Origin of the sequence: Dongia sp. (assembly GCF_041905885.1) — a bacterium.
In the GTDB taxonomy this organism is placed as follows: Bacteria; Pseudomonadota; Alphaproteobacteria; order Dongiales; family Dongiaceae; genus Dongia.
The window spans coordinates 47,280-73,774 of the sequence record NZ_JAYRKD010000026.1; the positions used below are offsets into that span (position 1 = coordinate 47,280).

A 26,495-nucleotide genomic window follows, 5' to 3' on the forward strand; every position below is an offset into this window, starting at 1 on the left:
CGGATCGGCGACGGCAACCTCGCGATCCGGGTCGGCAACGTCACGGTCATCCTGCAAGGCTATGTCGACGCCAACCAGCAGGCGCCGATCACGGTCGAGACGGCAGACGGCCAGCCGATCGACGTCGCCACCATGCTGGCTTCGACCGATCCCACCATCGACATCCAGACCGCCGCCGGCCCCGGCGATGCCGCGGCCGGCCCCCAGGGCGCCGACAATAGCGGCGCCTTGTTCTCGCAGTTCGGCCCGGGCGGCGGGCTCGGCGGCTTCAGCGGCGTCGGCGCCCAGGACGCGACCGAGCTCAGCTACGGCCTGATCGACAACAGCATCCGCAACGATTTCGCCGAGCCGGTGCTCGGCACCCTCGGCACCTTCGGATTCTCGGTCGGCCCGATCTCGGGCGGCCATTCCGAGCGCTTCTTCCGCGACCCGGCGCAGACCACCTATCTCGGCTCCTTCGCGACCTTCATGGAGGAGTATCAGGACGCGGTCGAGAACCACGAGAACCCGATGTTCCCCGGCTGGGCCGATTTCCAGGGCACCGGTGCGACCAGCGGCGACTTCCAGGAATACCTCGACCAGACCCGCCGCACGGTCGACGTCGATGCGAGCTTCACCGGGGCTTCCGGCGACCTGGTGCTGGACGGCATCGCGCCCGGCATCACCTCCAACGGCAGCACGCTCTACGTGCAGCATGCGGACCAGGGCCACACGATGTTCGTGCGGCGGGATATCGACGATGCCCTGGTGGCGGTGGTCCATGTCGAGCCGACCGATACCGGCTTCACCATCGAGACCATCATGATCAACCGGATCGACCATCCGGATGCCGGGACCGGCGATGCCGGCCGCGACGAGATGATCATCGGCGTCGAGTTCTCGGTCTATGACGGTCCCTCGCCCTACCAGCAGGAAGGCGAAGGGAACGACGGCGGCACGTCGTCGCCTTCGCTCCAGGGCAGCTTCGAAGTCAGCTTCGCGGACGACGTCCCGCTGTTCGACAACGTCTCCTATCAAAACTTGGACGGCGCGCCCGGCGACGACGGGATCAGCGCCAGCACCAGCAAGGGCCTGATCGACGAGGATTGGCTGCAGGGCGGCGCCCACGACAATGGCGCCGACGGCAAGAGCAATGCCGGCGCCAACGGCGACACCAAGGGCGGCGTTTCCGTGGACGGCCAGGTCAACATCAGCTTCGGCGCCGACGGCCCGGCCAACACCGACAGCCGGCTGGAAGATCCCGACAAGCACGCCTTCCTGCTCGACACCAGCGCCTATACCCAAGGCGAGGTCTTCCCCTATGGCGACGGCACGCTCGCATCCGGCGGCCAGGTTCTCTACGTCCTCTCGGTCGGCGCGGACCACCTGATCGTCGGCATCCCGGCGCCGGAGATCGACGATTCCAAGGATTCTGCGGCGGTCGAGGCTTTCCTCGGCACGGCGATCTTCAGCCTGGTGCTCGACCAGGACACCGGCGCCTTCACCTTCACGCTCTACGGTCCGCTTGACCATGGCACCGACCTCATCTTCGGGGAAGCGGCGGTCCAGGTCGCCGGCGGCACCGAAGAGACGGTCGCGCTCGCCTTCGGCGTGACCGCGCTGGACGACGACGGCGACTACGTGCCGGCGACCATCAACATCGACGTCAATGATGACCTCCCGATCGCGCGGGACGACAGCGACGACGTCGCGGCCGGCACCTATGGACCGGAGTTGGGCAATGTAATGTCCAACGACACCGGCGGCGCCGACACCGCCAAGGTTACCGGCGTCGCCTTCGACGGCAAGGACGGCGCGCTCGACAGCCCCCTGCAGGGCGAATACGGCAAGCTCACGCTGCATGCCGACGGCAGCTACTCCTATACCCGCGACCCCGGCACCAAGGGCGGCGTCGACGACGTGTTCAACTACACCATCACCGACAAGGACGGCGACAGCAGCACCGCGAACCTGACCATCCACATCGGCGATGCCGGCGTCACGGTCGAGACCCCGTCGGGCCGCGACGGCACGATCGTCTACGAGCAGGGCCTGCCGGCGCGCAACGGAGAGCCCGCCGGTTCCGGCGAGAACGGCACCAACAACGACGACCCGTCGGAATCGACGGGCGGCGTCATCACCATCACCGCCAAGGACGGCATCGCGACCCTGCAGGTCGGCAGCAACACCACGCTGACCCTGGCGGAGCTCAACGACCTCGGCAGCAATCCGGTCAGCTACAAGGACGCGACCGGCGAGCTCACCCTGACCGGCTTCGACGAGGGCAGCGGCCAGCTCAGCTACACCTATACCCTGCTCGACAACACGCTGGTCGACCCGGATTCCGTCAGCTTCGCGCTGAAGGTCATCGACATCGACGGCAGCGAAGGCGACGGCACGCTCAAGATCTCCATCATCGACGATGCGCCGAAGGCGATCGACGACACCGACAACCTCGACAATGTGAGCCTGCAGGCGACCGGCAACGTGATCACCGGGGCCGACACGACCTCGAGCGGCGCCGACATCCAGGGCGCCGACGGCGTGAAGGTCACCGGGGCGTCAAGCACCACCGGCGGCGACCAGTCGGCGGATATCAACGGAGACACGACGGTTATCGGCAAGTACGGCGTGCTGATTCTGGCCGCCGACGGGTCATATACCTACACCCGCTTCGACGGTACGCCGCTCAACGACACCGACATCTTCACCTATACTGTGACCGATGGGGACGGCGACCCGTCCTCCGCGACGCTGACCATCGCCATCAACGACCAGGACGTGCGGATCGGCAATCTCACGCCGAGCGCCGGCGGCGGCGACGTGACCGTGGACGAGGATGACCTCCCCGCGGGCTCCGACAGTTCCAAGGAATCGCTGACTCAGGACGGAACCTTCACGATCAGCGCACCCGACGGCGTGAAGGATCTCACGATCGGCGGCGAAGCGGTGATCAGCGGCGGCATCTTCACCGCCGTCACTTTCACCACACCCTTCGGCAACACCCTGGCGGTCACCGACTACGACCCGGACACCGGCACGATCAGCTACAGCTACACGCTGAATGCCAATCTGGACCATGCCTCCGGCGGCGCCGAAAACACCACGTCCGAAGACCTCGAAGTCGTTCTGACCGACGTCGACGGCGACGAGAAGACCGCGACCTTGTCCGCCACGATCGTGGACGACGTGCCCACCGCGCAAGCGGACGCGGACAACTCGGAATCCGGCCACACCATCAACGGCGCGGTCGAGACCAACGACACCTTCGGCGCCGACGGCAAGTCCGGCTCCGGCGTGGTGGGTGTGGCGACCGGTAGCAACACGGGCAGCCCGGTCACCGGCAACCTCAACACCGATATCGTCACCAGCCTGGGCACCCTGAAGCTGCAGGCCGACGGCACCTATACCTACACCGCCAAGCCCAATGTCTCGGGCGTGGACCACTTCGTCTACACCATCGAGGACGGCGACGGCGACACCTCCACGACCACGCTGGACATCACCGTCACCAAGATCGCGCCGGATACCGACAGCGAGACCGTGACGGTCAACGAGGCGGCGCTGGACGCGACCGGCTCCAACCCCGGCTCCAGCGACGAGGTCGCCACCGGCAAGCTCGACCTCGACCCGGGCGTCACCGCGGCGGCCGGCACCTATCCGGGCAGCTACGGCAACCTGGTGGTCCTCAGCGACGGCAGCTTCACCTACACCCTGACCTCGAACCTGCTGGTCTCAGGCGCCGGCACCAATACCGTGCTCAATGCCGAGAGCTTCAACATCACCATCACCGACGACAAGGGCAACACCTCGGTCGATACCGTGAAGGTCGATGTCATCGACGACGTGCCCACCGCCACGCTCGACACCAAGTCGCTGAACTCCGGCGCCTCGACCAGCGGCAACGTGGAGACCAACGACGTGTTCGGGGCGGACGGCAAGTCCGGCTCCGGCGTGGTAGGGGTGGCGACCGGCAGCGACACCTCGAAGGATGCCGCGGGCAGCCTCAACACCGACATCGTGACCAGCCTGGGCACCCTGAAGCTCCAGGCCGACGGCAGCTACACCTATACCGCCAAGCCGAACGTCTCGGGCGTGGACCACTTCGTCTACACCATCAAGGACGGCGACGGTGATCTGTCGACCACGACCCTCGACATCACGGTTGCCAACGTGCAGCTGAAGACCGACACTCAGATCGTGACGGTCAACGAGGCGGCCCTCGACACCACCAAGGACCCGGCCGATCTCGCCGCCAGCACCAAGACCGGCTCCAATCCGTCGTCGCCGGACGAGACCAAGACCGGCAAGCTCACGCTCGACCCCGGCATCACCGCGACCGCCGGTGACTATACCGGCAGCTTCGGCAAGCTGCATGTCGATGCCGACGGCAGCTTCACCTACACGCTCACCACCAACATGAACTCGGGTGCAATCGCCGGCGCCAACACGGTCAACGATGCCGAGATTTTCAACATCCAGATCCAGGATGCCTTCGGCAACAAGGCCACCGACACGATCAAGGTCAACGTGATCGACGACGTGCCGCAGGCCTTCGACCCGGCCGACCAGAGCCTGTTGAATTCCAACCTGGGCGGCACCATCACCGGCGGGCTCGACATCGCCGGCCATACCGGCGCCGACGGCTACGGCTCGATCGTGTTCAGCGGCGGCACCGACGGCTCCAAGGCGATGCTGGCCGACGGCACCACGCCGATGCTCTACCAGACCCACAACATCCTGCTGAGCGGCTTCGGCACCACCACCCTGACCGGCATCGCTGACATCAACAACAACGGCAAGATCGACTCCGGCGAGACCACGGTCTTCACCGTCAAGCTCGACGGCGCCGCCGATCGCTACGAGTTCAATCTGCTGAAGGCGATCGACAACGGCGCCAAGATCGACTTCACCGACTTGAGCAACGCCAAGGCCGGCAACGGCTCCTGGCTGGGTGTCGGCGCCGATGCCGGCGATGCGACCACGCGGGATCTACTTTACACCTCCAAGACCGGCGGCTCGGTCAACAGCTCGAGCAACGATATCGCCACCGGCAACCAGTGGATCGAGTTCGGCGAAGGCCTGCGCATGGACTTCGTTAACGGCCTGACCAGCGGCAGCGGTCCCGATCCCTACAATTTCAGCACCCACTACCAGGTCCAGGATTTCCAGTTCTCCCTGGCCCAGATCAAGGGAGGCGCCAGCTCGACGACGATCAAGCTCTCGGCCTTCGACGTCACCAACCCGACCAACTCCAACGGCCCGACGGATCCCCTGTTCACGGCCGACTCGATGGTGGCGCTGGCCGCCGGCGAGTTGAGCGTGTTCCGCGGCGGGGTGGCCGCGAGCGGCATCACCATCACCTTCAGCAGCGGCGTCGCGACCATCGCCGGCCTGCAGGTTGGCGACGTTATCCAGATCGACGAGTCGACCGGCTTCGACCGCCTGTTGATCGAATCCGGCAGCGACAAGACGGCCGACTTCGCGATCAGCAGCTCCAAGGTGCTGAACACCTCGATCGGCTTCGATCTCGACACCAAGTTCGAGACCACACTGACCGACGGCGACGGCGACACCTCGAAGGGCCAGTATATCGGCATCAACCTGCAGACCGACGACGGCCAGGCCCATATCTTCACCGGCGGGTCCGGCAACGACACCATCCATGGCGGCAGCGGCAACGACACGCTGAACGGTGCGGGCGGCAACGACTTCATCTTCGGCGATGCCGGCAACGACACGATGCTCTACGACAGCGCCGACAAATATGACGGCGGCGCCGGCTTCGACCGGGTGCAGGTGACCAGCGGCGGCACCAATCTCACTTACACGGCCGCCAACTTCATCGGCATCGAGATGATCGATCTCGGCTACGGCAGCGATCGCAACGGGGCCGGGCAGAATACCCTGGCACTCAGCGCCACCGACGTGATCGCCGCCAACGGCAGCACGGTCGCCGGCACCGTGCCCGGGCACAACATCAACCTGTTCGTCATCGGCGACACGGCCGGCATCGGCACGACCGAGCATGACAACGTGGTCATGACCGGCTTCGGCAGCAAGCTCGCCAGCGCGGTCGCCTTCGTCGATCCGAACACCGGCATCTCGCACAACTATGACATCTACGCCACCGTCGCCAACCCGGCGGTCAAGGTGGCGATCGAGACGAACCTCGACGTGAGTTGAGCCTCAGCCGGAGGCAATCCGGCTGCAAAATCCGGGCGGAGAGCCCCTGACAGAGTGCTCCGTTCCGGACCGGACCTCCCCCCTCGCCATAGGGGGGAGGTCCACCTCCCAAAAGAGCTCGGGATTCCACACCTCCTGAGGTGCGGATTAACGAAGATTACCGAAAATTAGCAGGCATTTTTGCGCAAAGCCTGCATACTCATATTAAAGTGTGAGTATTAACCAAACTCCCCGACCCGGCTTCGGACTATCCCCGAATTACTCTCCCCCGCATTCGTGGCGACGGGAGCGCGGCTCCGGCCACGCGATCAAGGGAGCGCCTCCGGGCGCGGGGTGACATGGCGAACGATCTCAGCAATCCGGTGCAGGCCAACCAGGCTTCCGGCGACGGCTTCTTCGAGCACGGCGCGGGGCAGGACAGTCTGTTCTCCAACCTCCAGCTGGCCCAGGCGACGGAGCCCCAGGCCCCCGGCCAGACCATCCAGGTTGTCACGCCGCAAGGCGCGGCCGGCCCGGTGGTGATCCGGGTCCAGGTCACCCCCGGCAGCGCCGTCGAGCTGCCCCAGCCCTTCGAGGCCGACGCGGCGCTGATGGCGCGCGAAGGCGACGGCAACCTGGCGATCCGGGTCGGCGAGGTCACGGTCATCCTCCAGGGCTACGTGGACGCCAACCAGCAGGCGCCGGTCACCATCGAGGGCGCCGACAACCAGCCGATCGACATCGCGACCATCCTGGCCTCGACCGATCCGGCGATCGACATCCAGACCGCCGCCGGCCCGGACGCCGGCCAGAACGGCCAGGGCGCCGATAACAACGGCGCGATCCTGGCCCAGCTCGAGGACGGCGCGGGCCTCGGCGGCCTCGATTCGGTCGGCGCCCAGGAGGGGACCGAGCTCGGCTACCGGACCATCGATGCCAGCATCCGCAACGACTTCGCCGACACGCTGGTGACCGCCGACGCCTTCGGCTTCAGCGTCGGCGCGATCTCCGGCAGCTTCGGCGAAGGCTTCCTGCGCGATCCGGCGCAGACCACCGAGCTCGGCTCGTTCGCCAACTTCATGCTCGAATACCAGGACGCGGTCGAGCATCCGGGTGCGGCGATGTATGCCGGCTGGGCCGACTTCCACGGGACCGGCGTGACCGGCGGCGATTTCCAGGAATATCTCGAGCAGACCAGCCAGACCATCACGGTCGATGCCAACTTCACCAGCGGCACCGGCGCGCTGGTGCTGACCGGCATCGCCGACGGCGTCCAGTCGAACCACAGCGATCTCAAGACCGATGTGCGCGACAACGGCGAGACCATGTTCGTGCGCCGCGAAACCGACAAAGCCCTGGTTGCCGTGGTCCATGTCGATGGCCCCGACGCCGACGGCCAGTTCGTGATCACCACTTTCCTGATCAACCGCCTCGACCATCCGGGCGCGGGCGAGGGCGATGCCGGCAGGGACTCGATGGACATCGAGATCCAGTTCAAGGTCTATGACGGTCCGGCGCCCAACCAGGAGCAACAGCCGCTCGAAGGCGGCGAGAACAACGACGTCCCGCAGGAGCCGACGCCGGACTCGCCCTCCATCGAGGGCAGCTTCAAGGCGAGCTTTGCCGACGACGTGCCGATCCTGGAGGACGTCGCCTACCACAACCAGCACGACATGAAGACTCCGGCCCGCGAAAGCGTCATCGCCGGCGGCAGCAATGTCGGCCTGATCGACGAGGATTGGATCCGCGGCGGCGCCCATGACAAGGGCGCCGACGGCAACAACAACCCCGGCGACAACGGCGACACCGGCGGCGGCAAATCCGTCACCGGCTGCATCGAGGTCAACTTCGGCGCCGACGGCGCCGCCAGCAGCGACGTCAAGGGCGAGGGCGACAAGCACGCCTTCGTGCTCGACACCGCCCAGTATCTGCTCGGCCAGGCCTTCCCCTACGGCGACACCGGCCTGACCTCCGGCGGCCAGACCCTGGTCGTCCTCTCGGTCAGCGGCGACCACCTGACCGTCGGCATCGCCGACGGCAAGCAGCAGGGCCTGGTCGAGAACGAGGTCGGCGACCAGACGCCGACCGACCCGATCCCGGGCTGCACCATCTTCACCTTGACCCTCGACCAGGCGACCGGCCAGTTCAGCTTCGAGCTCAAGGGCCCGCTCGACCACGGCGACTCGATCTTCGGCGGCGAGACCGGCACCTCGGCGCTGGAGCAGCCCGAGAACACCATTCCGCTCGAGTTCCACGTCAACGCCTATGACGACGACGGCGACTGGGTCGATGCGGCGATCAACATCGACATCAACGACGACATGCCGGTCGCGCGCGCCGACAGCGACACCATCGCCGCGGGCACCTATGGCCCGATCTCGGGCAATGTGATGACCGGCGCCGACACGGATTCGCCCTCGACCGGCAAGGATTCGCAGGGCGCCGACCATGCGCTGGTCGTCGGCGTCTGGGCCGGCAGCGTCGCCGGCGGCGCGAACGACAAGGTCGCCACGGAGATCACCGGCGACCATGGCAAGCTCACGCTCAATGCCGACGGCAGCTACACCTACACCCGCGATGCCTACAGCGACGGCGGCGTCGATGACGTCTTCACCTACACGCTGAAGGACGGCGACGGCGACGTCAGCACCGCCACCCTCACCATCCACATCACCGACTCCGGCGTGACCGTCGAGATCCCGGACAGCCCCGCCGACACCACGGTCTACGAATCCGGCCTGCCGGCCCGCGGCAGCGAGTCCGAAGGCAGCGATGCCGGCGCCGATTCCGAGCAGACCGGCGGCACCATCACCATCACCGCCAAGGACGGCATCGAGAGCCTGGAGATCGGCGGCGAATCGCTGACCCTGGCCGAGCTCAAGGATCTCGGCACCAGCCCCGTCGAGATCAGCGACGAGAACGGCACGCTGACGCTGACCGGCTTTGACGAGGGCACCGGCGCGCTCAGCTACACCTACCTTCTCACCGACAACAACGACGCCAACAGCGTCAAGACGGTCGAGTTCGACATCAAGGTCACCGATGTCGATGGCGACGAGGGCACCGCCACCCTGGCGATCGACATCGTCGATGACGAGCCGGAGGCGGCCCGCGACACGCTCTCGCTCAACGCGCCGAAGGAGCCCACTGCCGACGTCCAGTTCATCCTGGACATCTCCGGCAGCATGGGAGACCGCCACGTCACCGTCTCCGGCTACCCCGACAACGGCATCGGCCTGGAGCGCTATGCGATCGAGCAGATGCTGAACGCGCATCCCGAGATCCAGAACGTGCAGTTCGTGCTGTTCGACGACCACGCCTCGCACAGCGACTGGATGACCCGCGAACAGGCGCTCGACTGGCTGAAGGACGGCGACAACTTCGACAACGGTGGCGGCAACACCAACTTCGACCGCGCGCTGGACGAGGCGATGGAAGGCATGGTCGAGGGCCGGCCGTTGCCGGCGGGCGACCAGACCTTGGTCTACTTCTTCTCCGACGGCAATCCGAACGAGCCGCACAGCGATCCCGGCATCACCGACGAGGGCAGCGGCGCCTCCCAGGTCTCGATCGACGAGTGGGAAAGCTTCGTCGACAGCCACGGCATCTCAAATGTCTTCGCGGTCGGCATCGGCACCGCCAACGACGACGGCGAGAAGGCGCATCTCGCCCCGATCGCCTATCCGGAAGCTACGGACGGCTCGGAGCAGAACCTGCTCGACATCAGCAACACCGGTAACCTCGGTGGGCTCCTGCAGACCCTGAACGACACCATCGTTCCGGTCGTCACTCCGATCACCGGCGACCTGACCGTGAACGACACCCCGGGCGCCGACAGCTTCGGCGACGGCAAGCTGGTCTCGGTGGCGTATGACGGCAACACCTACGCCTTCGACTCCAGCACCCATGAGCACACCATCGACCTCGGCACCGGCCGCGGCTCGATCACGATCAAGGACGACGGCACCTACGAATACACCCCGCCGGCCAAGAACGCCGACGGCAAGGAGTTCTCGATCGACTATACGATCCAGGACGGCGACGGCGACCAATCGACCGCCAAGCTGAAGATCGACATCAACATCCGTCCCACCACCGACCTCAACGGCGCCGCCTGCGAGGGCGCGGACAATAACGCATCCTTCGTCGAGGACGCGGGCGCGATCAAGATCTCGCCCAACGGCATCGTCAGCGACGACGGCCCGATCCACTCGATGACGGTGACCCTTGCCAACCGTCCGGACGGCGATGCGACCGAGGGGCTCACCTTCAACGCGGCCGCCCAGCAGGCCGTGAACGACAACACCCTTTCGTTCACCTACCTGAATGGAGTGCTGGCCATCTCCGGCCCGGCCGCCCCGGCTTCGGTTTACCAGACCATTCTCCAGGGCATCCTCTACAACAACAGCAGCCAGGCGCCGAACGAGAGCGACCGCCACATCACGGTGGTGGTGAACGACGGCACCTTCAACAGCGTCAGCCACGAGATCGAGCTCTCCGTGACCTCGGTCAACGACGCGCCGGACGCGACCATCTTCCAGGATCCCTACAGCACGAAGGAGGACCAGGAGCTGACGCTGTCCGGTGCCGGCAAGATGTCGATCAGCGACGTCGATGCCGGCAACGAGGACGTGACCGTCACCCTCTCGGTCACCCAGGGCATCATCGATGTGAGCAAGGGCAACAGCGGCGTCACGGTCACCAACGACGAGACCAGCTCGGTGAAGCTCACCGGCACGGTGGCCGAGATCAACGCCCTGCTGCACGGCACCGGCTCGGGCGGCCAGGGCAAGATCACCTATCTCAACGCCAACGACTCGCCGCAGTCCCAGGTTACGCTGACCCTCAAGGTCGACGACAAGGGCGAGACCGGCATCGGCGGCGCGAAGACCGACACCGACACCGCGACCATCAATGTAGAGAACGTCAACGACAAGCCGGTGACCGACCTCAACGGCGGCAGCTACGGCTCCGACCATGAGGTGTTCTTCCAGGAGGACAACGGCGCGATCCAGATCGCGTCCTCGGCCACCATCACCGACGACACCGGCAAGCTGCTGCAGATGACGGTCGGCCTCTCCAGCCGTCCGGACGGCGCCCTCGAAACACTGTCGCTGAACTCGGCGGCGGAAACCGCGCGCAGCAACGCCGGAATCACGATCATCAACGTCAACGGCGTGATCACACTCTCCAGCGCCACGCCGGTCGATGCCTCGGTCTACCAGACCATCCTGCGCGGCATCGTCTACAACAACACCAGCGACAACCCGAACACCAGCGACCGCACCGTGACGGTGACGGTGAAGGATGAGGGCAATCTGGTCAGCACCAGCCACACCATCTCGGTCGATGTCGATCCGACCAACGACGCGCCGACCGCGACCATCACGCCGCTCACCTACAACGCGGTCGAGCAGACCAGCTTGGTCCTCTCGGGAACCGGCCTCTCGATCGGCGACGTGGACTCAAAGAACGGCGTGATGACCTTGACGCTGAAGGTCGGCGAGGGCGAGCTCAACATCACCAAGGGTTCGACCGGCGTCTCGGTCTTCAACAACGGCGACGACACAGTCACGGTCACCGGCACCCTCACGCAGATCAACAATCTGCTGGCCGGCAACAGCGGCGGCGTCGTCGCCTACTTCAACAACGACGACACGCCGTCCAGCCAGACCACCCTCACCATGAAAATCAACGACGAGGGCTACACCGGCGGCGGCGATCTCACCGCCACCGACACCGCGATCATCTATATCCAGGATACCAACGAGGCACCGGTCGCCCACGACGACAACGTCGTCACCAATGCCGGCTCCAACCTGTTCAACATCCCGGAATGGGCGCTGCTCTATAACGACAGCGACGCGGACAGCAGCAAGAGCAGCTTCGACCTGATCGCGGGCGCGGCCGCCGTCTTCAATGCCAGCGGCGGCTCGGCGTCCCATACCAACGGCACCGGCGCGGAAGGCTTCGTGAGCTTCACCGACAGCGGCGGCAACGGCGGCTCCTTCGACTACAAGATGACCGACGGCGACGGCGGCCAGGACACCGGCCATGTCACCGTCAGCCAGGACACCAACGGGACGCTGAGCGGCTCCAACGGCGACGACATCGTCGTGGTCTATGGCAGCGGCGGGACCACGGTCGAGGCCGGCAACGGCAACGACATCGTGATCGGCGGTGCGGGCGATGACAAGCTGGACGGCCAGTCCGGCAGCGACCTGATCTTCGGCGGCGCCGGCGACGACACCATGGTCTTCGGCAGCAGCGACAAGTACGACGGCGGCTCCGGCTTCGACCAGGTGAAGAACTCCAACGGCAACACTGACATCGACTACGACAAGGCCAGCTACCTCGGCGTCGAGATGGTCGATATCGGCGACAGCAACGATCGCAACAACAGCCAGAACAACTTTGCGCTCGATGCCGGGGATCTGGTTGCTAACGGGACCGGCACCTCGCTCGGCGGGCACGCGATCGCCCTCTACGTGATCGGCGACCAGAGCGGCGGCATGAGCGGCTCGAGCGGCCGCGACAACGTCGATCTGACCGGCTTCAACCTGACCGCGGTCGCGACCAACGTCAGCTTCAAGGACTCGGTGACCGATCAGACGCACTACTTCAACATCTACGAGGCGGCCGGCGGCGTGAAGGTCGCGGTGGAAAACGGCCTCGACGTCTCGTAATCGGCCGGAACCCGGATCTCACGGTTCCGACCGGACCCCGGACCTCCCCTGCGCCACAGGGGAGGTCCTCTCTTGTTTGGCGATCAGGTGAGGCGGCGCAGCAGCCAGCGCAGGACGCGGCGGTGCCAGGGCAGGCGCCGCCGGCCGTGCCGCGCCCGCTTATGCCCGAAGCTCTCGGCCGCCATCTCCAGCCCGACCCGGTCGCAAGCCGCCAGCGCCGCGCATTCCGGGGCGGACAAGCCGGCCTGTGCGGCCTCGCCTTCCGGATCGGCGGTGAACCGTGCCCGCGCCGCCGCGTCGGTGTAGAGCCGCGCCAGGTAGCTCTCGAGCGCGACCGAGCTCATGCCACCGCCCGCATCGTCATCGCGGCGCGTCCCGCCGCCAGGGCGGTGCGCGCGGCGTCGAGTTGCAAGAGCAGCCGCGGAAAGGCCGGGTAGTTCCCGTCGCGCTCCAGGATCACGTCCAGCGGCTGCGGCGCATGGGTGGCAAGCAGGGTCAGCAGCGCGAACACCTCCGGCGGAACGTCATGGACATGATCGTCCAGCAGCCGTCGTTCGGCCGATCCGGGCGCCTCGATCCAGTGCCCGCCGCTGAGATGCACGCTCTTCACGCGATCGAGCGGCAGGCGCAGCAGCATCGCCGCCGGATCGGCGCCGAAATTGACCGCGTTGGCGTAGAGATTGTGCAGGTCGAGCAGCAGCGGTGCATCCGCGCCGGCGACGATGCCGGCGATCCAGTCGGGCTCATCCAGGGTGCTGGCCGGCGGATCGATCAGGGTCGCGACATTCTCCATCGCCGGCGCCGCGCCGACGATCGCGGTGGCGCGCCGGGTGTTGCGCGCCGCCGCCTCGATCCCGGCTTCCGTGCGCGGCGGCGCCGCCAGATGCCCGATCTCGATCCCGCCGGCGCGGACGAAGGCCAGGTGCTCCGACCAGGATTCCGGCTGCACCGCCTCCGCCAGCCGCGCCATCCGGGTGAGCCTCTGCTCATCGGCTGCGGCCATCGACGCGAGACCCGCGGTGACGCCGTGCAGCGACATCGGCACCTGGCCCGCCAGGGTGCGCAGGGCACGCAGCTCGCGCTTGGAAGCCCGGAAATGATCGTCGGCGATCAGCTCGATGCAATCGATCCGGTCGCGATGCACGAAGATGCCGGCGGCGAGCTCGGCCCGCCAGCCGATGCCGACCCGGTCAGCCGCCACAGCCGCCTCCGCATCCACCGCCGCCACCGCAGCTGCTGCCGCTGCTGCAACTGCTGCTGCTGCTGCTGCTGCTGCAAGAAGAACTCGAAGAGTAATAGCTGCTGCAAGACGAGCAGCCGCTGCTGCAGTTGCTGCTGTTCTTCACCTTCTCCGGCTTCAGCGACCGCAGCGCCGGAAACCGCGCCGGCGACAGTTCCGAGAGACCGAACACCGCCGCCAGCAGGGCGGCCTCGTTGGTGGCGCCGCCCTGGCCGAGATTCCCGGAGCGGTCGCGCAGCCGGGCGAACATCATCCGCAGGTCCGCCATCATGTCGTCGCCGCGCTTGGTGCGATGCCGGCGGAAGATCACGATCGCGACATAGGAGAAGCCGATCATCATCAGGATCAGGAAGCCGATATTGTGCCGGCCTTCCGACAAAGCGATGAACAGCTTCAGCAGGCCGACGAACACCACCGCGATCGCGGCCACCAGCAGCGCCGGCAGGCGCCGCGCGAAGGTGGCGGGGCCGGCGACCAGGCCGTAATCCTCCAGGGTGTCGCGATAGCGGCGGCAGGCGTCGATCGCATCCGCGTCGGTCTGCATCTCGCGCGGATATCCCGGGCTGCGGAACACCCGCAGCACCGCTTTTTCGATCGGGCGGCGGACCTGCTTCTCCGCGCCCAGCTCGGCGGTGAGGGTCCGGGCGCCACCGTTCAGCAGGCCGCGATCGAGCAGGGAAAAGGCGACCAGGCGCAGGGCTTCGGCCTGCCCGCCGCGCAGATAGGCGATCTGATAGGGATCGGTCATCGGCAGCTGCGGCATCTCGCCGAGCGATTCCTGCAGCCGGGTCCAGGCATATTGGACGGCGAGCCCGGCGAGGCCGACCAAGGCATAGAAGAGGAGAAAGTCGCCGCCGTGCAGCGCGAAAGGATTCATCCTTTCAGCTCCGCCCCTCGAGCCGCTCCACGTTCTCGCGCAGCTTCCCGATCAGTCGCATCAGGTCGATCAGGATCGTGGGCCCCTGGCCCGGCTCCAGCCGTTCGCCGCCGCGCACCCTGGTCATCGCCGCCAGGACCGCGCTGAACGACGGATCGCCCAGCGCCGTCACCACCCGCTCCAGTGCCTTCTTGGGCGAGGGCGCCGGATGGCCCTCGAGCTGCAGGATCGAGGCGGCGCTGGCGCGCAGCGGCGGCGCCGCGTCGGCGATGACGCGGCCCAATTGCTCCTCGCGCAGGCTGATCAGGATGTAGCGCTCGCGCAGCCGGATCTGCAGGTTCAGGAGCACCTGCTTCAGCCGGCGCAGCAAAGCCGCATCCGACACGGTGACGCTGGCGAAGGGATCGCTGCCATGGAGCACGCGATGCCGGTGCAGGATGTCGGAGAACTTGACCGCGAAGGCTTCCATCGCCTCTGGCAATTCCGCTTCGAGCATGAACATGGCGTTCAACTCGACCGCGGCATGGGCGAAACGCAGCGGCTCGCGGATCATGTCGGCCGCGGCCTGGTCGAACCGCTTCAGCACCACAAGGATGTTGACGTCGGAGGTCGGGCGCAGGTTCTGCTCGGCACCAGATCCGAACAAGACGATGGAGACGAGGTCGGCGCCGAACGCCTCCTGGGCCGAAGCGACGAACGACCCGATCGCCCGCTCGACCGGCTCCGGCAGCCCCATCTCGCTCGCCACGGCTTCCCCCATTAGCCACTCCGCTTCGGCTTCGACTCCTACCATTTTTCCGCGACCGCTGGCTATCTCGCGGATCTTGATCGGGGGTGGGTGGAAAACTGCCACGCCACAGGCTAAGTGTTCCAGGAAGGATCATCGCGAGGCAAACATGGCAGCGAAACCCCAAAGGAAATCCAGTGGGACCAATACCAGCGGCGGCGCCATCCGCGTCGGGATCGGCGGCTGGACTTTCGAACCCTGGCGCGGCGTCTTCTACCCGAAGGACCTCTCGCAGAAGCGCGAGCTGGAATATGCTGCGAGCAAGCTGAGCTCGATCGAGATCAACGGCACCTATTATTCCACCTTCAAGCCGCCGAGCTGGATCAAGTGGCGCGAGGAGACGCCGAAGGACTTCGTCTTCGCGGTCAAGGCGTCGCGCTTCTGCACCAACCGCAAGGAGCTGGGCGGGGCGGGAGAGTCGATCACCCGCTTCATCAACCAGGGCCTCCACGAACTGGGCGACAAGCTCGGCCCGATCAATTGGCAGTTCATGGGCACCAAGAAATTCGACCCGGCGGATTTCGAGGCTTTCCTGAAGCTGCTGCCCAAGGAAGTGAACAAGGTGCCGCTGCGCCACGCAATGGAAGTGCGCAACGCGAGCTTCAAGAGCGAGGAATTCTACGAGCTCTGCCGCAAGCACAACGCCGCCATCGTCTATGCCCATGACGCGGATTTCCCGGAGATCGACGCGCCGACCGCCGACTTCACCTATGCCCGGCTGATGCAGAGCCAGGAGGATGTCGCCACCGGCTACAAGCCGAAGGAGCTCGACGCCTGGGCGAAAAGGGCGAAGGACTGGGCCAAGCGCGGCGATGCCTTCGTCTATTTCATCTCCGGCGCCAAGGTCCGCAATCCCGCGGCGGCGCAAGCGCTGATCGAGCGGGTCGCGTAAAGGCAACGGCATGCGCCGCGGGGTAAAGATGCTGTTGTGGTTCTTCCTGATCGGCTTCGCGCTGCCGATCGGCATTTCGGCGGCGCTCTACTACGGCGGCACCGAGGCCAAGGCGGATTGGCGCAGCGCCGACCGCAGCAGCGCCGGCCTGCTCGAGCAGCCGCTGCTGCATTCCGATGCGGTGATCCGCATCTATGCCGCGCGCACCGTGCGCTGGCGCGGCATCTTCGCGGTGCATTGCTGGCTGGTCTACAAGCCGAAGGGTGCTGCTGCCTATACCCGCTACGACTACACTGCCTGGACCGAGCTTCCCGTGCGCATGAACGGCTATGCGCCGGACGGCCGCTGGTTCGGCCGCGCGCCGGAGACCCTCTATGCCCTGGATGGCGCGGCGGCGGAACGGCTGATCCCCAGGATCGAGGACGCGATCCGCGCCTATCCCTTGCGCGAGGCCGGCGACTACCGCGCCTGGCCGGGACCGAACTCGAACACCTTCATCCAGGCGATCCTCGACGCCGTGCCGGAGATCGACGCGACCCTGCCGGCGCTGGCGATCGGCAAGGACTTTCCCTATGACGGCCATTGGCTGCGCGTGACCGCCGACGGCGCCGGCTTCCGCTTGAGCATAGCGGGATATGCAGGGCTGACCCTGGGCTGGCGCGAGGGCCTGGCGGTGGATATCGCGGGGGCGGCGCTGCGTCTCGATTTCAGGCGCCCGGCGGTGGAACTCCCCGGTCTCGGCCGCTTCGGGGCCGCGCTTCAGCCGTCTTGATTCCTTTTGGCCTTCGCTGCTCCGAGGTCGTCAAGACCGTACATCCCGGTGTGAGCTTTGTCAATGGAGCGATAACCTCTTGATCAGGCGCCTGTTTCCGGCCCCGCGGGGCGCAAGAAAATTGCGCATCGATTTGAGGCGCAGCTATTTGCCCAGGCGTGCGAGCGCTTCGGCGGCGAGCCTGCGGGTAAGCGCCGCCGCCGGCAGCTCGACCCCGAGCCGCGCCGCCTGTCCCGCCCACATGTTGCTGAAATCTCCCGACCCCTCGGCTTCCGCTACCTGGCGCAGCGGGATCAGCCCGCCGCCCGCCAGCGGGAAGCGCGGCGCATCGGCGGAGAGCGGGCCGATCTCGCGCATGATCCGGTTCGCGATCCCGCGTGCCGGTCTTCCGGTGAAGAGATTGGTCACCATGGTCGCGTCGTCCGTCGCCGTCTTCAGCGCCGTGCGATGCCAAGCGGGGATCTTCGCCTCCGGGGTGAAGAGATAGGCGGTGCCGAGCTGCACCGCCGAAGCGCCCAGCGCGAAGGCGGCGACGATGCCGCGCGCATCGGCGATGCCGCCCGCGGCGATCACCGGAACCTTCACCGCATCGACCACCTGCGGCACCAGGGCGAAGGTGCCGACCTGCCGCGCCATGTCGCGGCTGGGATCCTCGCTGAGGAAGATGCCGCGATGCCCGCCGGCCTCGTAGCCCATGGCGATGACCGCGTCGCAGCCCTGCGCCTCCAGCCAGCGCGCCTCTTCGACCGTGGTGGCGGAGCCGATCACCTTGGCGCCGGTCGCCTTCACCCGCGTGAGGAGTGCCGGTTCAGGCAGGCCGAAATGAAAGCTCGCGACCTCGGGGCGGGTCTCCTCGACCCAGGCGCAGAAAGCGGCGTCGAAGGGCGTCCGCCCGCCGGGCGGCGTGGGCAGCGCCGGATCGAGGCCCAGCTCCTTGTAGTAATCCGCCAGCCGCGCCCGCCAGCGCCGGTCCTCCGCGGGATCTGGCTGCGGCATGCGGTGGCAGAAGAAATTGACATTGACCGGACGCTTCGTCGCGGCCCGCACCTGGGCGAGCGCCGCCCGCGCGCCCGCGAGGTCGTATTGCGCGCAGGGCAGGGACCCGAGCCCGCCCGCCTGGCAGACCGCGATCGCCATCTCAGGGGTCGAGGCGCCCGCCATCGGCGCCTGCAGGATCGGCAGCTCTATATTGAAGAGATCGAGGATGCGGCGATCGGGCCAGGCGGTCATGACGGATCCTTCCGGGGTCAGAAGCAGCGCGAATGTTAGCCGCCGCAACGACTTCCGGCTCCGAAAATCGGGCTCCCGCGGCCGCTTTGCGCCGGCCGCCCATATGATCTACAACGGGGTCCGTCGAAATTGAGCGTCTTCCCCCAAAGCATGGTTCGCCAAGGCTATCGGGCTCCCGCCCAAAGGCTCCTCCTCCTCGTTGGATTCGCCGTGGTTCTCACCATGGGGGCGATCTCGCTCATCCTGATCCGGCAGTCGCTGACGGCGTCCGCCGCCGTCGATCATTCCCTGACCGTCCTCAACACCGTCGCCAACCTGCGGGCGGATGTGCGCCGCGCGGAAAGCGGCCAGCGCGGCTATCTGCTGACCGGCGAGACGGTGTATCTCGACGACTACAATGCGGCGCTCGGCCGGCTCCAGCCGGAGCTGGAAGAACTCTACAAGCTCACGGTCGACAACCCTTCGCAGAAGGAGTCCATCGACCGGCTTCGTCCGCTCTTCGCCGAGAAGCTCAAGGAGATGGCCTCGACGGTCGAGCTCGCGTTGCAGAATCGCCGCCCCGAGGCGATGGCGATCGTGAAGGACGGTCGCGGGCTGGGCGTGATGCAGGATGTGATCGAGGTTTACCGCGCGCTCGTCGCCGAGGAGCGGCGTCTGCTCGACGAGCGACGGGCCAGAACCACCCTTTACGAGATCGCGCTCGTCGTCGTGAACAGCGCCGGCGTGCTCGCCATCGCCGCCCTCGCCTATGCCTCCTACCTGCTGTTCCGCCGCAGCACCGCTGCCATCATCGAGCGCGAGCAGGCGTTGAAGGAGATGAACGAGAGCCTGGAGACGCGGGTGCAGGAGCGCACCGCGGAGCTCGAAGCCGCCAACCAGGAGGTGCAGCGCTTCGCCTATGTGGTGACCCACGATCTCCGCTCGCCGCTGGTCAACATCATGGGCTTCACCAGCGAGCTCGAGGTGCTGCGCGACCAGATCTTCCAGCGCCTCGATCCCCAGCCCGGCCCCAGCGACTTCACCGAGGCGCCGGAGGCCAGGGAGGAGGTCGATGTCGCCGTCCTGCGCAAGGACTTCGACGAGGCGATACATTTCATCAAGACCTCGATCGGCAAGATGGACGGCCTGATCAAGGCGATCCTGACCCTGTCGCGCGCCGGCCGGCGCGAGCTCACGATCCAGCGGGTCGAGCTCGGCGAGGTGCTGACGGTGATCGCCGCGGATGTCGAGCACCGGCTGCGCGAGGCTGAAGCGGAGCTCATCGTCGGGCGGCTGCCGGCGGTCCGCAGCGACCGCATGGCGATCGAGCAGATTCTCTCCAACCTGGTCGACAACGCGCTGAAATACCTGCGCGACGGCGTCCCGGGCCGGATCGAGGTCAAGGCCGAGGAGACGCCGCGCGAGATCCGCATCAGCGTGATCGACAACGGCCGCGGCATCGCGCCGGCGGACCGCGAGCGGGTGTTCGACCTGTTCCGCCGCGCCGGGGTCCAGGACAAGCCGGGCGAGGGCATCGGGCTGGCGCATTCGCGCGGGCTGGCGCGCCGCATCGGCGGCACGATTGAGCTCGACGCGGCGCCGGATGGCGGCTCGGTCTTCACTTTGGTGCTTTCTAAATTGTGGATGGCGCGACAGCCGGTCGCCCAGGGAGGAATGGCAGCATGAGCAAGCAGGAACCGCTGACGATCATCATGATCGAGGATGACGAGGGCCACGCGACGCTGATCGAGCGCAACATCCGGCGCGCCGGGGTCAGCAACGAGATCGTCAAGTTCGCCTCCGGCCAGCCGGCGCTGGACTACCTGATCGGCGGCGGCGGCAAGCCGGGCGTGAAGAACGGCAAGCCCTACATGGTGCTGCTCGACCTCAACCTGCCGGATATGTCGGGCGTCGATATCCTGAAGCAGCTGAAGGAAACGCCGAAGACCGAGCGCATCCCGGTGATCGTGCTGACCACCACCGACGACAAGAACGAGATCCAGCGTTGCTACGATCTCGGCGCCAACGTCTATGTCACCAAGCCGGTCAACTACGAGAACTTCGCCAACGCGATCCGCCAGCTCGGTTTGTTCTTCTCCGTCGTGCAGGTCCCGGAGCTTTGAAGGTGGAGCTCTGATGTCTCGATCGATGCCGCGCGTCCTCTACATCGACGACGACCAGGGTCTCTGCCTGGTCGTCAAGCGCGACCTGGAGCGCAACGGCTACTCCATGGACATGGCGCATGACGGCATCTCCGGTCTGGCCAGGATCGGGGCGGAGCGTTTCGACGCAATCATCCTCGATCACCACATGCCGGGCCGCGACGGGCTTTCGATCCTCGGTGAAATCGCCAAGCTCGACGACCCGCCGCCGGTGGTCTACGTGACCGGCGAGGCCGAGGGCAAGGTCGCGGTGGCGGCCTTGAAGGCGGGCGCCGAGGAATATGTGATCAAGGAAGCGAGCGCCGACTTCCTGCCGCTGCTCCGCGCCGGGGTCGCCGGCGCGATCGAGCAGCGCGAGATCCGCCGCGCCCATGCCGCCGCCGAAGCCGAGGTGCGCGAGGCGCGCGACCGCTTCGAGAGCCTCGCCAAGGAACGCGAGGTGCTGATCCGCGAGATCAACCACCGCATCGGCAACAGCCTGCAGCTGGTGAACGCCTTCCTGCGCCTGCAGGCGGGCGCCGCCTCCCAGCCGGAGACCAAGACCGCGCTCTCCAACGCCCAGGTCCGGGTGAACGCGATCGGCCACGTGCATCGCCAGCTCTATACCGGCAGCGACGTGCGCGAGATCGACCTCGGCCGCTATCTCGAGGACCTGGTGATCGATCTCCGCAAGGCACTCGGCACGGAAACCGGCGCGCATCTCTCGGTCGCGGCCGAGCCGATCCTGACCACCACCGACCGCGCCGTCTCGATCGGCATGATGGTGACCGAGCTGGTCCTGAACGCCACCAAATACGCCTATCCCCAGGGCCAGCACGGCCCGGTCCGCGTGGTCTGCCGGGCGCTGCCGGGCGGCGGGCTGGAGCTCGTCGTCGAGGATGACGGGGTCGGCATGGACCCGGCCGCGCCGGCCAAGGGCGGGGGCCTGGGCCAGAAGATCGTCGGCATGATGAGCACCAAGCTCAAGGCGGAAACCAGCCGGGATCAAGCGCATAAGGGGGTGCGGACGGTGATCCGCATCCCCGAGGCGCCGCCGGGCTGAAGATTTCCCGCCCGGCCTGTCGAAATCGCCCGCTTCCGCCCGTCACGCTTTTGTCGGAGCATCCTGCCCGGCTTGAGCCAAGGGAGCGCGTGACCATGAAATACATGCTGTTGATCTATGTGGACGAGGCCAAGGGCGCGCAGGTCGCCAAGGAAATGGGCGTCGCCCAGATGACGGCGCCCTACATCGCCTATGCCGAGGCCTTACAGAAGGCGGGCGTCATCCGGGGCGGCGACCGGCTGCAGCCCACCAGCACCGCGACCACGGTCAAGGTCGCCGAGGGCAAGACCCAGGTCCTGAACGGACCCTATGCCGAGACCAAGGAACAGCTCGGCGGCTATTTCATGATCGATGTGCCGGATCTCGACACCGCGCTCTCCTGGGCGGCCCGCTGCCCGGGTGCCGCCCACGGCACCGTCGAGGTCCGTCCGCTCTGGACCATGACGACCTGATGGGGACGGCTTGAACGAGGTCGATGATGCAAGCCTGGCGCGCGCCGCTGCGGAATCGGCGGCGCGCCGCAGCTATGGCAAGCTCATCGCCTATCTCGCCGCCCGCAGCCGCGACGTGGCCGCGGCGGAAGATGCGCTGGCGGAAGCGTTTGCGAGTGCGCTCGCCGACTGGCCGCGAAACGGCGTGCCCGACAATCCCGAAGCCTGGCTGCTGACCACCGCCCGGCGGCGCGCCATCGACGCGGTGCGCCGCAAGCAGAGTGCCGCGATGGGTGAAGACCATCTGATCCTGGTGGCGGAAGAGCTGGAAGAAGCGGCGGCGAACCCCGCCGCGATTCCCGACCGCCGCCTCGCCCTGATGTTCGCCTGCGCGCATCCGGCGATCGAGCCTGCGATCCGGGCGCCGCTGATCCTGCAATGCGTGCTGGGCTTCGATGCGGTCGCGATCGGCTCGGCCTTCCTGGTGGCGCCGGCGACGATGGGCCAGCGCCTGGTCCGCTCCAAGACCAAGATCCGTGCCGCCGGCATTCCCTTTCGCGTCCCCGAGCGCGAGGAACTGGCGCTGCGGCTCGAAGCCGTTCTGGATGCGATCTATGCGGTTTTCGCCGAAGGCTGGTCCGGCATGGACCCGAAGCGCCGCGACCTCTCCGGCGAGGCGATCTGGCTCGGCCGCCTGACGGTCGAGCTGCTGCCCGACCAGGCGGAAGCCCTGGGCTTGCTGGCGCTGATGCTGCATGCCGATGCCCGTCGCGACGCGCGGCGGGACGCAGACGGCAACTTCGTGCCCTTGACCGAGCAGGAGATGCGGCTCTGGGATGACGCTACCATCGCCGACGCCGATGCCCTGCTGACCCGCGCGAAGCTCATCGGCGAGATCGGCCGCTATCAATTGGAAGCCGCGGTGCAGTCGGCCCATGCCGCCCGCCGTCATCTCGGCCATTCGGATTGGCCGGCGATCCTCATGCTCTACGACGGCCTGCTGGCGCTGACCGGCTCGCCCGTGATTGCGGTCAACCGCGCCGTGGCGCTGGCGGAAGTGCAGGGCGTGGCCGCCGGCCTCGCTGCGCTGGATGCGATCGGCGGCGACAAACGCATCGCCGAGTACCAGCCCTATTGGGCGGCGCGCGCCGCCCTGCTCGCGCGGCTCGGCGACCGCGAAGGCGCGGACAATGCCTATGCGCTGGCGATCGGCCTCGAATCCGATCCGGCGGCGCGCGCCTTCCTGCAGAAGCAGCGCGCGGGGCCCGGGATCTAGAGGCTGGCGATTTCCTGAATCAGCTTCTGGCGCAGAGCGCGCGCGAAGTCGGCGCGGGTCCGTGCCGGGATCACGAAGGCTCCGAAGCCGCCGATCACCGTCTGCTCATAGACCTCGACCAGCCAGGGCTTGCCGCCTGGACCCACGCGGTCGTCCTGCAGGATCGCGAGTGCGTTCACCGTGATGCCGGCCTTGACGGCAAGATCGCGCGCGATCGGCGCCGAAAGGTTGCTGCGCATGTCGGGATTGTCGCCGGAGACGTCGATCACTCGGCGCGTCGGGTCGCAGAGGCAGGCGTCGATCAGCGCAGTCGCGAGCACCATCCCATCGCCGATGGCGTTGTAGCTCTGCATCGCACGTGGTGCTGACCGGACGGCGTCGGCGAAGGCGCCGGCACTGCCTGCGTCGCCGACGATGCGCCAGTCCACGACTTTGGTCGCACCGCCCGGCGAGCCCCATTCCACCAGGCTGATCGCGATCTTGCCGTGTCGCCCACCCATGATCGCGCCCAGCACCTCGCCGTCGGTGACGGCGCCGGCGATGCCGTCGCGCTGCAAGACGAACTCCTCGGTATCGATGCTGCCCGAGGCGTCGACGACCAGGACCAGGGCGACATCAACCGGCGGCCTGTCCTGCGCAGAGGCCGCACCGCAGAGGACCAGACCGCACGCCGCCAAGAACAAGCTCAGTGCACGCATCGAATCCTCCATGGCTTCGAAGGCTAACGCGTCGGGAAGGGCTCCGGATCCAGAAACCGCTTCAGCACGTTGGCGGTGATCCGCGCGACGTTGTTGTCGTAGTTGTTGTGCGAGAGCGACCCGCACCAGGCGATCGAGCCGGTCGCGAAGATGGCGCCGCCCGACGGCGTCTCGCCGAAGGCCAAATCGGCCTTGACCCGCGGGTTCAAGTCGCCGCCGAGATTGGGCGGCACCACGCCGAACTCCTCGTTGACCAGCATGATCATCGGCGTGTGGTTCTCGGAGGAGGCGAGCCGCAGCATGTTGGGCGGCGAGCCCAGGTGGGTCGAGATGCAGTCGAGCTCGATTCCCGCGGCACCCCCGCCGATCAGCCCGAAATCGCCGATGATCTCGTCCGGAACACCGTCGAAGATGAAGGCGGCGCGCGGGCTGTCCGCGTCCGGCGCGCGCCGGTAATAGGATGAGAGGTCGAAGCCCTGGGCGATGAAGCCGACGCCGCCGATCACGTTGGGCGCGCGGCCGATCCGCCGCCACAGCCCGCCATACTCCCCGTTGACCGAGTGGTAATACTCGCCGGGCTCGGCCTCCCAGGTGCGGATGCCGTCTTCCGCTCTTCGGAGCTCGAACACACCGGGCAGATGCTGGTGGAAGGCGATTCGCCAGTACCAGCCGTTGGCGCCGAGATACATCAATCTCCCGCCGCGATCGATCCAGCTCTTCATCGCATCCCACATGAAGGTCGAATGGTATTCGGGATGGGTGCCGGTCAGGATCACCCGGTAGTCGCGGATGAGATCGAGCCCGTCGGCGTGAAGGTCCTCGTCGGTGATGACGTCGTAGTCGATGCCTTCGTGATCCAGCCAGTCGAAGATATGGGTGTCGGCGTTGTACTGGTAGAGCGCCGAGCCGTGCCCGCCGAGCCAGGAGTGATAGCAGGGCGCGCCGTTGAGATTGGGCCTGAGCCGGCTGGTATAGGCGACGCCCGATCCGTCGAGATGCCGGTCGTACAACGATCCCCCGAGCTCCGGATGCTCGTACATGTAGAGATCGATATGCCCGAACTGCAGCAGCCGGCCCATCTGCAGCTCGGCGCCGCGGGCGGTGATGTGCTCGGCATGGTTGGCATAGGCAAGGTAGGAGCAGGTCGGCGCCAGGAAGGCGACGTCGGGACGCTTGCCCCGCCGCCCGTTGCGCGGCGGCCGCACGAAGAAGGCGATGTAGGCTTCCCGCGTCGCGGCCTCGTCGCTGGTCCCGCAGGAGACATGCAGCGCATAGGGGCCGCTCTTCAGATCCTCGGGGATGGTCAGCGCGACCGAGGTCTCCCAGCCGACGTCATAGAGATCGTCGTGGTGGAAGTGGATGGCGCCGTACTGGTCGGGGAGCCTGGCCCAGTTATGCTCCTCGCCGGTCCAGTTCCAGCCCTTCATCGCGCGGGTCGGCAGCTGCATCAAGGTTCCGTGCAGCGCGTTGGGGCCGACATCGACCGCGGTGGTGGTTTCCATCTGCTTGGAGAAATCCCAGCGGGCGATGATCTTCGGCGCCGGCGTTACCGGATCGATCTCGCGCAGCGTCTTGTGCAGCTCAGCGGGGCGGATGCCTTCGCAGAGCATCGGCCCGTCGATCTTGCCGTCGAAATGCCCGCCGACCGTGCCGTCGGCTTGCGGGCAGCCGGCGATGAAGAGCGGCGCTCCCAGCTCCGCGGGCCGCACCGCCAATGTCGCCGCGGCATGCCCGCGATCATCGGTCTGCGCATAATTGCCGATCGGAATCTGGTCCAGCGTGACGCCGCCGGTGGCGGGATCGATCGCGACCGCGACCGAATACCATTGTCGCACCAGCATCGCCTTGCCGCTGTCGAGCCGCGCCGTGGCCTTGCCGTCGCCCAGCGTCACGGCGAGCCGGCCGGCATCGACCGTGATGCGGAAGCCGCGCCCGGTCTTCGGGTCCCATTGCGCCAGCAGGGTCTGCCCGTCGCGCTCCGGCAAGGTCGGCCAGATCATGGCGAAGAAGGTGAAGGGCTTCGCGGCGATGGCCGGCGCCGGCTCCACGATCATGTAGGCGCCGGCGTCGATCGTTTGCCGCTTGCCCGCATGGCTGCCGTCGATCGCGGTCGGAATGTGGCGGAATTTAAGGCCGGGTCCCGCCGGGTTCGCGTCGCCGTGAATGACGCGCACGATGCGTGCGTCGAAACGCGCGCCTTCTTCCAGCGAGACTTTGAACGCGATCTCCTCGCCCGGGGCCACGCTGAGGCGGTCCGGATATCCCAGGATCTTCAACAT

Annotated in this window: 16 protein-coding genes; 9 read left to right on the top strand and 7 right to left on the bottom strand. The window is 66.9% G+C overall.

The features are described from left to right. Both ACH2CY_RS21915 and ACH2CY_RS21920 read left to right on the top strand, forming a co-directional pair. Positions 1 to 6,165, top strand: a 6,165-nt coding sequence (locus ACH2CY_RS21915) for a beta strand repeat-containing protein (RefSeq protein ID WP_395021711.1), incomplete at its 5' end; no start/stop codon positions are given. Positions 6,166 to 6,503: 338 nt separating this feature from the next. Beyond that, entirely contained in the window at positions 6,504 to 12,830 is a 6,327-nt protein-coding gene (locus ACH2CY_RS21920; protein WP_395021712.1) for an Ig-like domain-containing protein, read from the top strand. 83 nt (positions 12,831 to 12,913) lie between these two features. Here ACH2CY_RS21920 and ACH2CY_RS21925 read toward each other — a convergent pair whose 3' ends face one another. From ACH2CY_RS21925 to ACH2CY_RS21940, 4 genes are read right to left on the bottom strand one after another with little or no spacing between them, the layout of a single operon-like run. Then, on the bottom strand, positions 12,914 to 13,174 hold the full coding sequence (locus ACH2CY_RS21925; RefSeq protein ID WP_395021713.1) for a hypothetical protein: 261 nt from the start codon (positions 13,172 to 13,174) through the stop codon (positions 12,914 to 12,916). Further along, a complete protein-coding gene (locus ACH2CY_RS21930; protein ID WP_395021715.1) occupies positions 13,171 to 14,031 on the bottom strand; it encodes a DUF692 family multinuclear iron-containing protein in 861 nt (286 codons plus the stop codon). The genes ACH2CY_RS21925 and ACH2CY_RS21930 overlap by 4 nt, the downstream gene beginning before the upstream one ends. Then, positions 14,021 to 14,947: a TIGR04222 domain-containing membrane protein gene (locus ACH2CY_RS21935; protein ID WP_395021716.1), complete on the bottom strand. Its 927-nt coding sequence runs from the start codon at positions 14,945 to 14,947 to the stop codon at positions 14,021 to 14,023. The genes ACH2CY_RS21930 and ACH2CY_RS21935 overlap by 11 nt, the downstream gene beginning before the upstream one ends. A gap of 4 nt (positions 14,948 to 14,951) precedes the next feature. Next, positions 14,952 to 15,707 carry a hypothetical protein gene (locus ACH2CY_RS21940; RefSeq protein ID WP_395021718.1) on the bottom strand — a complete coding sequence of 252 codons (756 nt, stop codon included), beginning with the start codon at positions 15,705 to 15,707 and terminating at the stop codon, positions 14,952 to 14,954. Positions 15,708 to 15,843: 136 nt separating this feature from the next. On the opposite strand from ACH2CY_RS21940, the gene ACH2CY_RS21945 reads away from it, so the two are divergent. Continuing rightward, complete coding sequence (locus tag ACH2CY_RS21945; RefSeq protein WP_395021719.1) at positions 15,844 to 16,626, top strand: DUF72 domain-containing protein; 783 nt, start codon at positions 15,844 to 15,846, stop codon at positions 16,624 to 16,626. Between the two features lie 28 nt (positions 16,627 to 16,654). Beyond that, entirely contained in the window at positions 16,655 to 17,398 is a 744-nt protein-coding gene (locus ACH2CY_RS21950; RefSeq protein ID WP_395021721.1) for a DUF3750 domain-containing protein, read from the top strand. A gap of 144 nt (positions 17,399 to 17,542) precedes the next feature. Here ACH2CY_RS21950 and ACH2CY_RS21955 read toward each other — a convergent pair whose 3' ends face one another. Continuing rightward, positions 17,543 to 18,628, bottom strand: a complete 1,086-nt coding sequence (locus tag ACH2CY_RS21955) for an NAD(P)H-dependent flavin oxidoreductase (RefSeq protein WP_395021723.1) — start codon at positions 18,626 to 18,628, stop codon at positions 17,543 to 17,545. Between the two features lie 210 nt (positions 18,629 to 18,838). Between ACH2CY_RS21955 and ACH2CY_RS21960 the strand changes: the two genes are divergently transcribed. The 5 genes from ACH2CY_RS21960 to ACH2CY_RS21980 all read left to right on the top strand — a co-directional run bounded on the left by ACH2CY_RS21960 (position 18,839) and on the right by ACH2CY_RS21980 (position 23,518). Then, positions 18,839 to 20,293 carry a CHASE3 domain-containing protein gene (locus tag ACH2CY_RS21960; RefSeq protein WP_395021725.1) on the top strand — a complete coding sequence of 485 codons (1,455 nt, stop codon included), beginning with the start codon at positions 18,839 to 18,841 and terminating at the stop codon, positions 20,291 to 20,293. Next, positions 20,290 to 20,730, top strand: a complete 441-nt coding sequence (locus ACH2CY_RS21965; RefSeq protein ID WP_395021726.1) for a response regulator — start codon at positions 20,290 to 20,292, stop codon at positions 20,728 to 20,730. Before ACH2CY_RS21960 ends, ACH2CY_RS21965 begins: the two co-directional genes overlap by 4 nt. A gap of 13 nt (positions 20,731 to 20,743) precedes the next feature. Then, the gene (locus ACH2CY_RS21970; RefSeq protein ID WP_395021728.1) at positions 20,744 to 21,811 is read left to right on the top strand and encodes a response regulator; all 1,068 of its coding nucleotides are present in this window, start codon (positions 20,744 to 20,746) and stop codon (positions 21,809 to 21,811) included. 95 nt (positions 21,812 to 21,906) lie between these two features. After that, positions 21,907 to 22,263: a YciI family protein gene (locus ACH2CY_RS21975; RefSeq protein ID WP_395021729.1), complete on the top strand. Its 357-nt coding sequence runs from the start codon at positions 21,907 to 21,909 to the stop codon at positions 22,261 to 22,263. A gap of 10 nt (positions 22,264 to 22,273) precedes the next feature. Next, positions 22,274 to 23,518 carry an RNA polymerase sigma factor gene (locus ACH2CY_RS21980; RefSeq protein WP_395021731.1) on the top strand — a complete coding sequence of 415 codons (1,245 nt, stop codon included), beginning with the start codon at positions 22,274 to 22,276 and terminating at the stop codon, positions 23,516 to 23,518. Here the strand turns inward: ACH2CY_RS21980 and ACH2CY_RS21985 are convergent. Together ACH2CY_RS21985 and ACH2CY_RS21990 are read right to left on the bottom strand one after the other, a co-directional pair. Then, positions 23,515 to 24,216, bottom strand: a complete 702-nt coding sequence (locus ACH2CY_RS21985) for a DUF1194 domain-containing protein (protein ID WP_395021732.1) — start codon at positions 24,214 to 24,216, stop codon at positions 23,515 to 23,517. The genes ACH2CY_RS21980 and ACH2CY_RS21985 overlap by 4 nt on opposite strands. Positions 24,217 to 24,239: 23 nt before the next feature. Next, complete coding sequence (locus ACH2CY_RS21990; RefSeq protein WP_395021733.1) at positions 24,240 to 26,495, bottom strand: N,N-dimethylformamidase beta subunit family domain-containing protein; 2,256 nt, start codon at positions 26,493 to 26,495, stop codon at positions 24,240 to 24,242.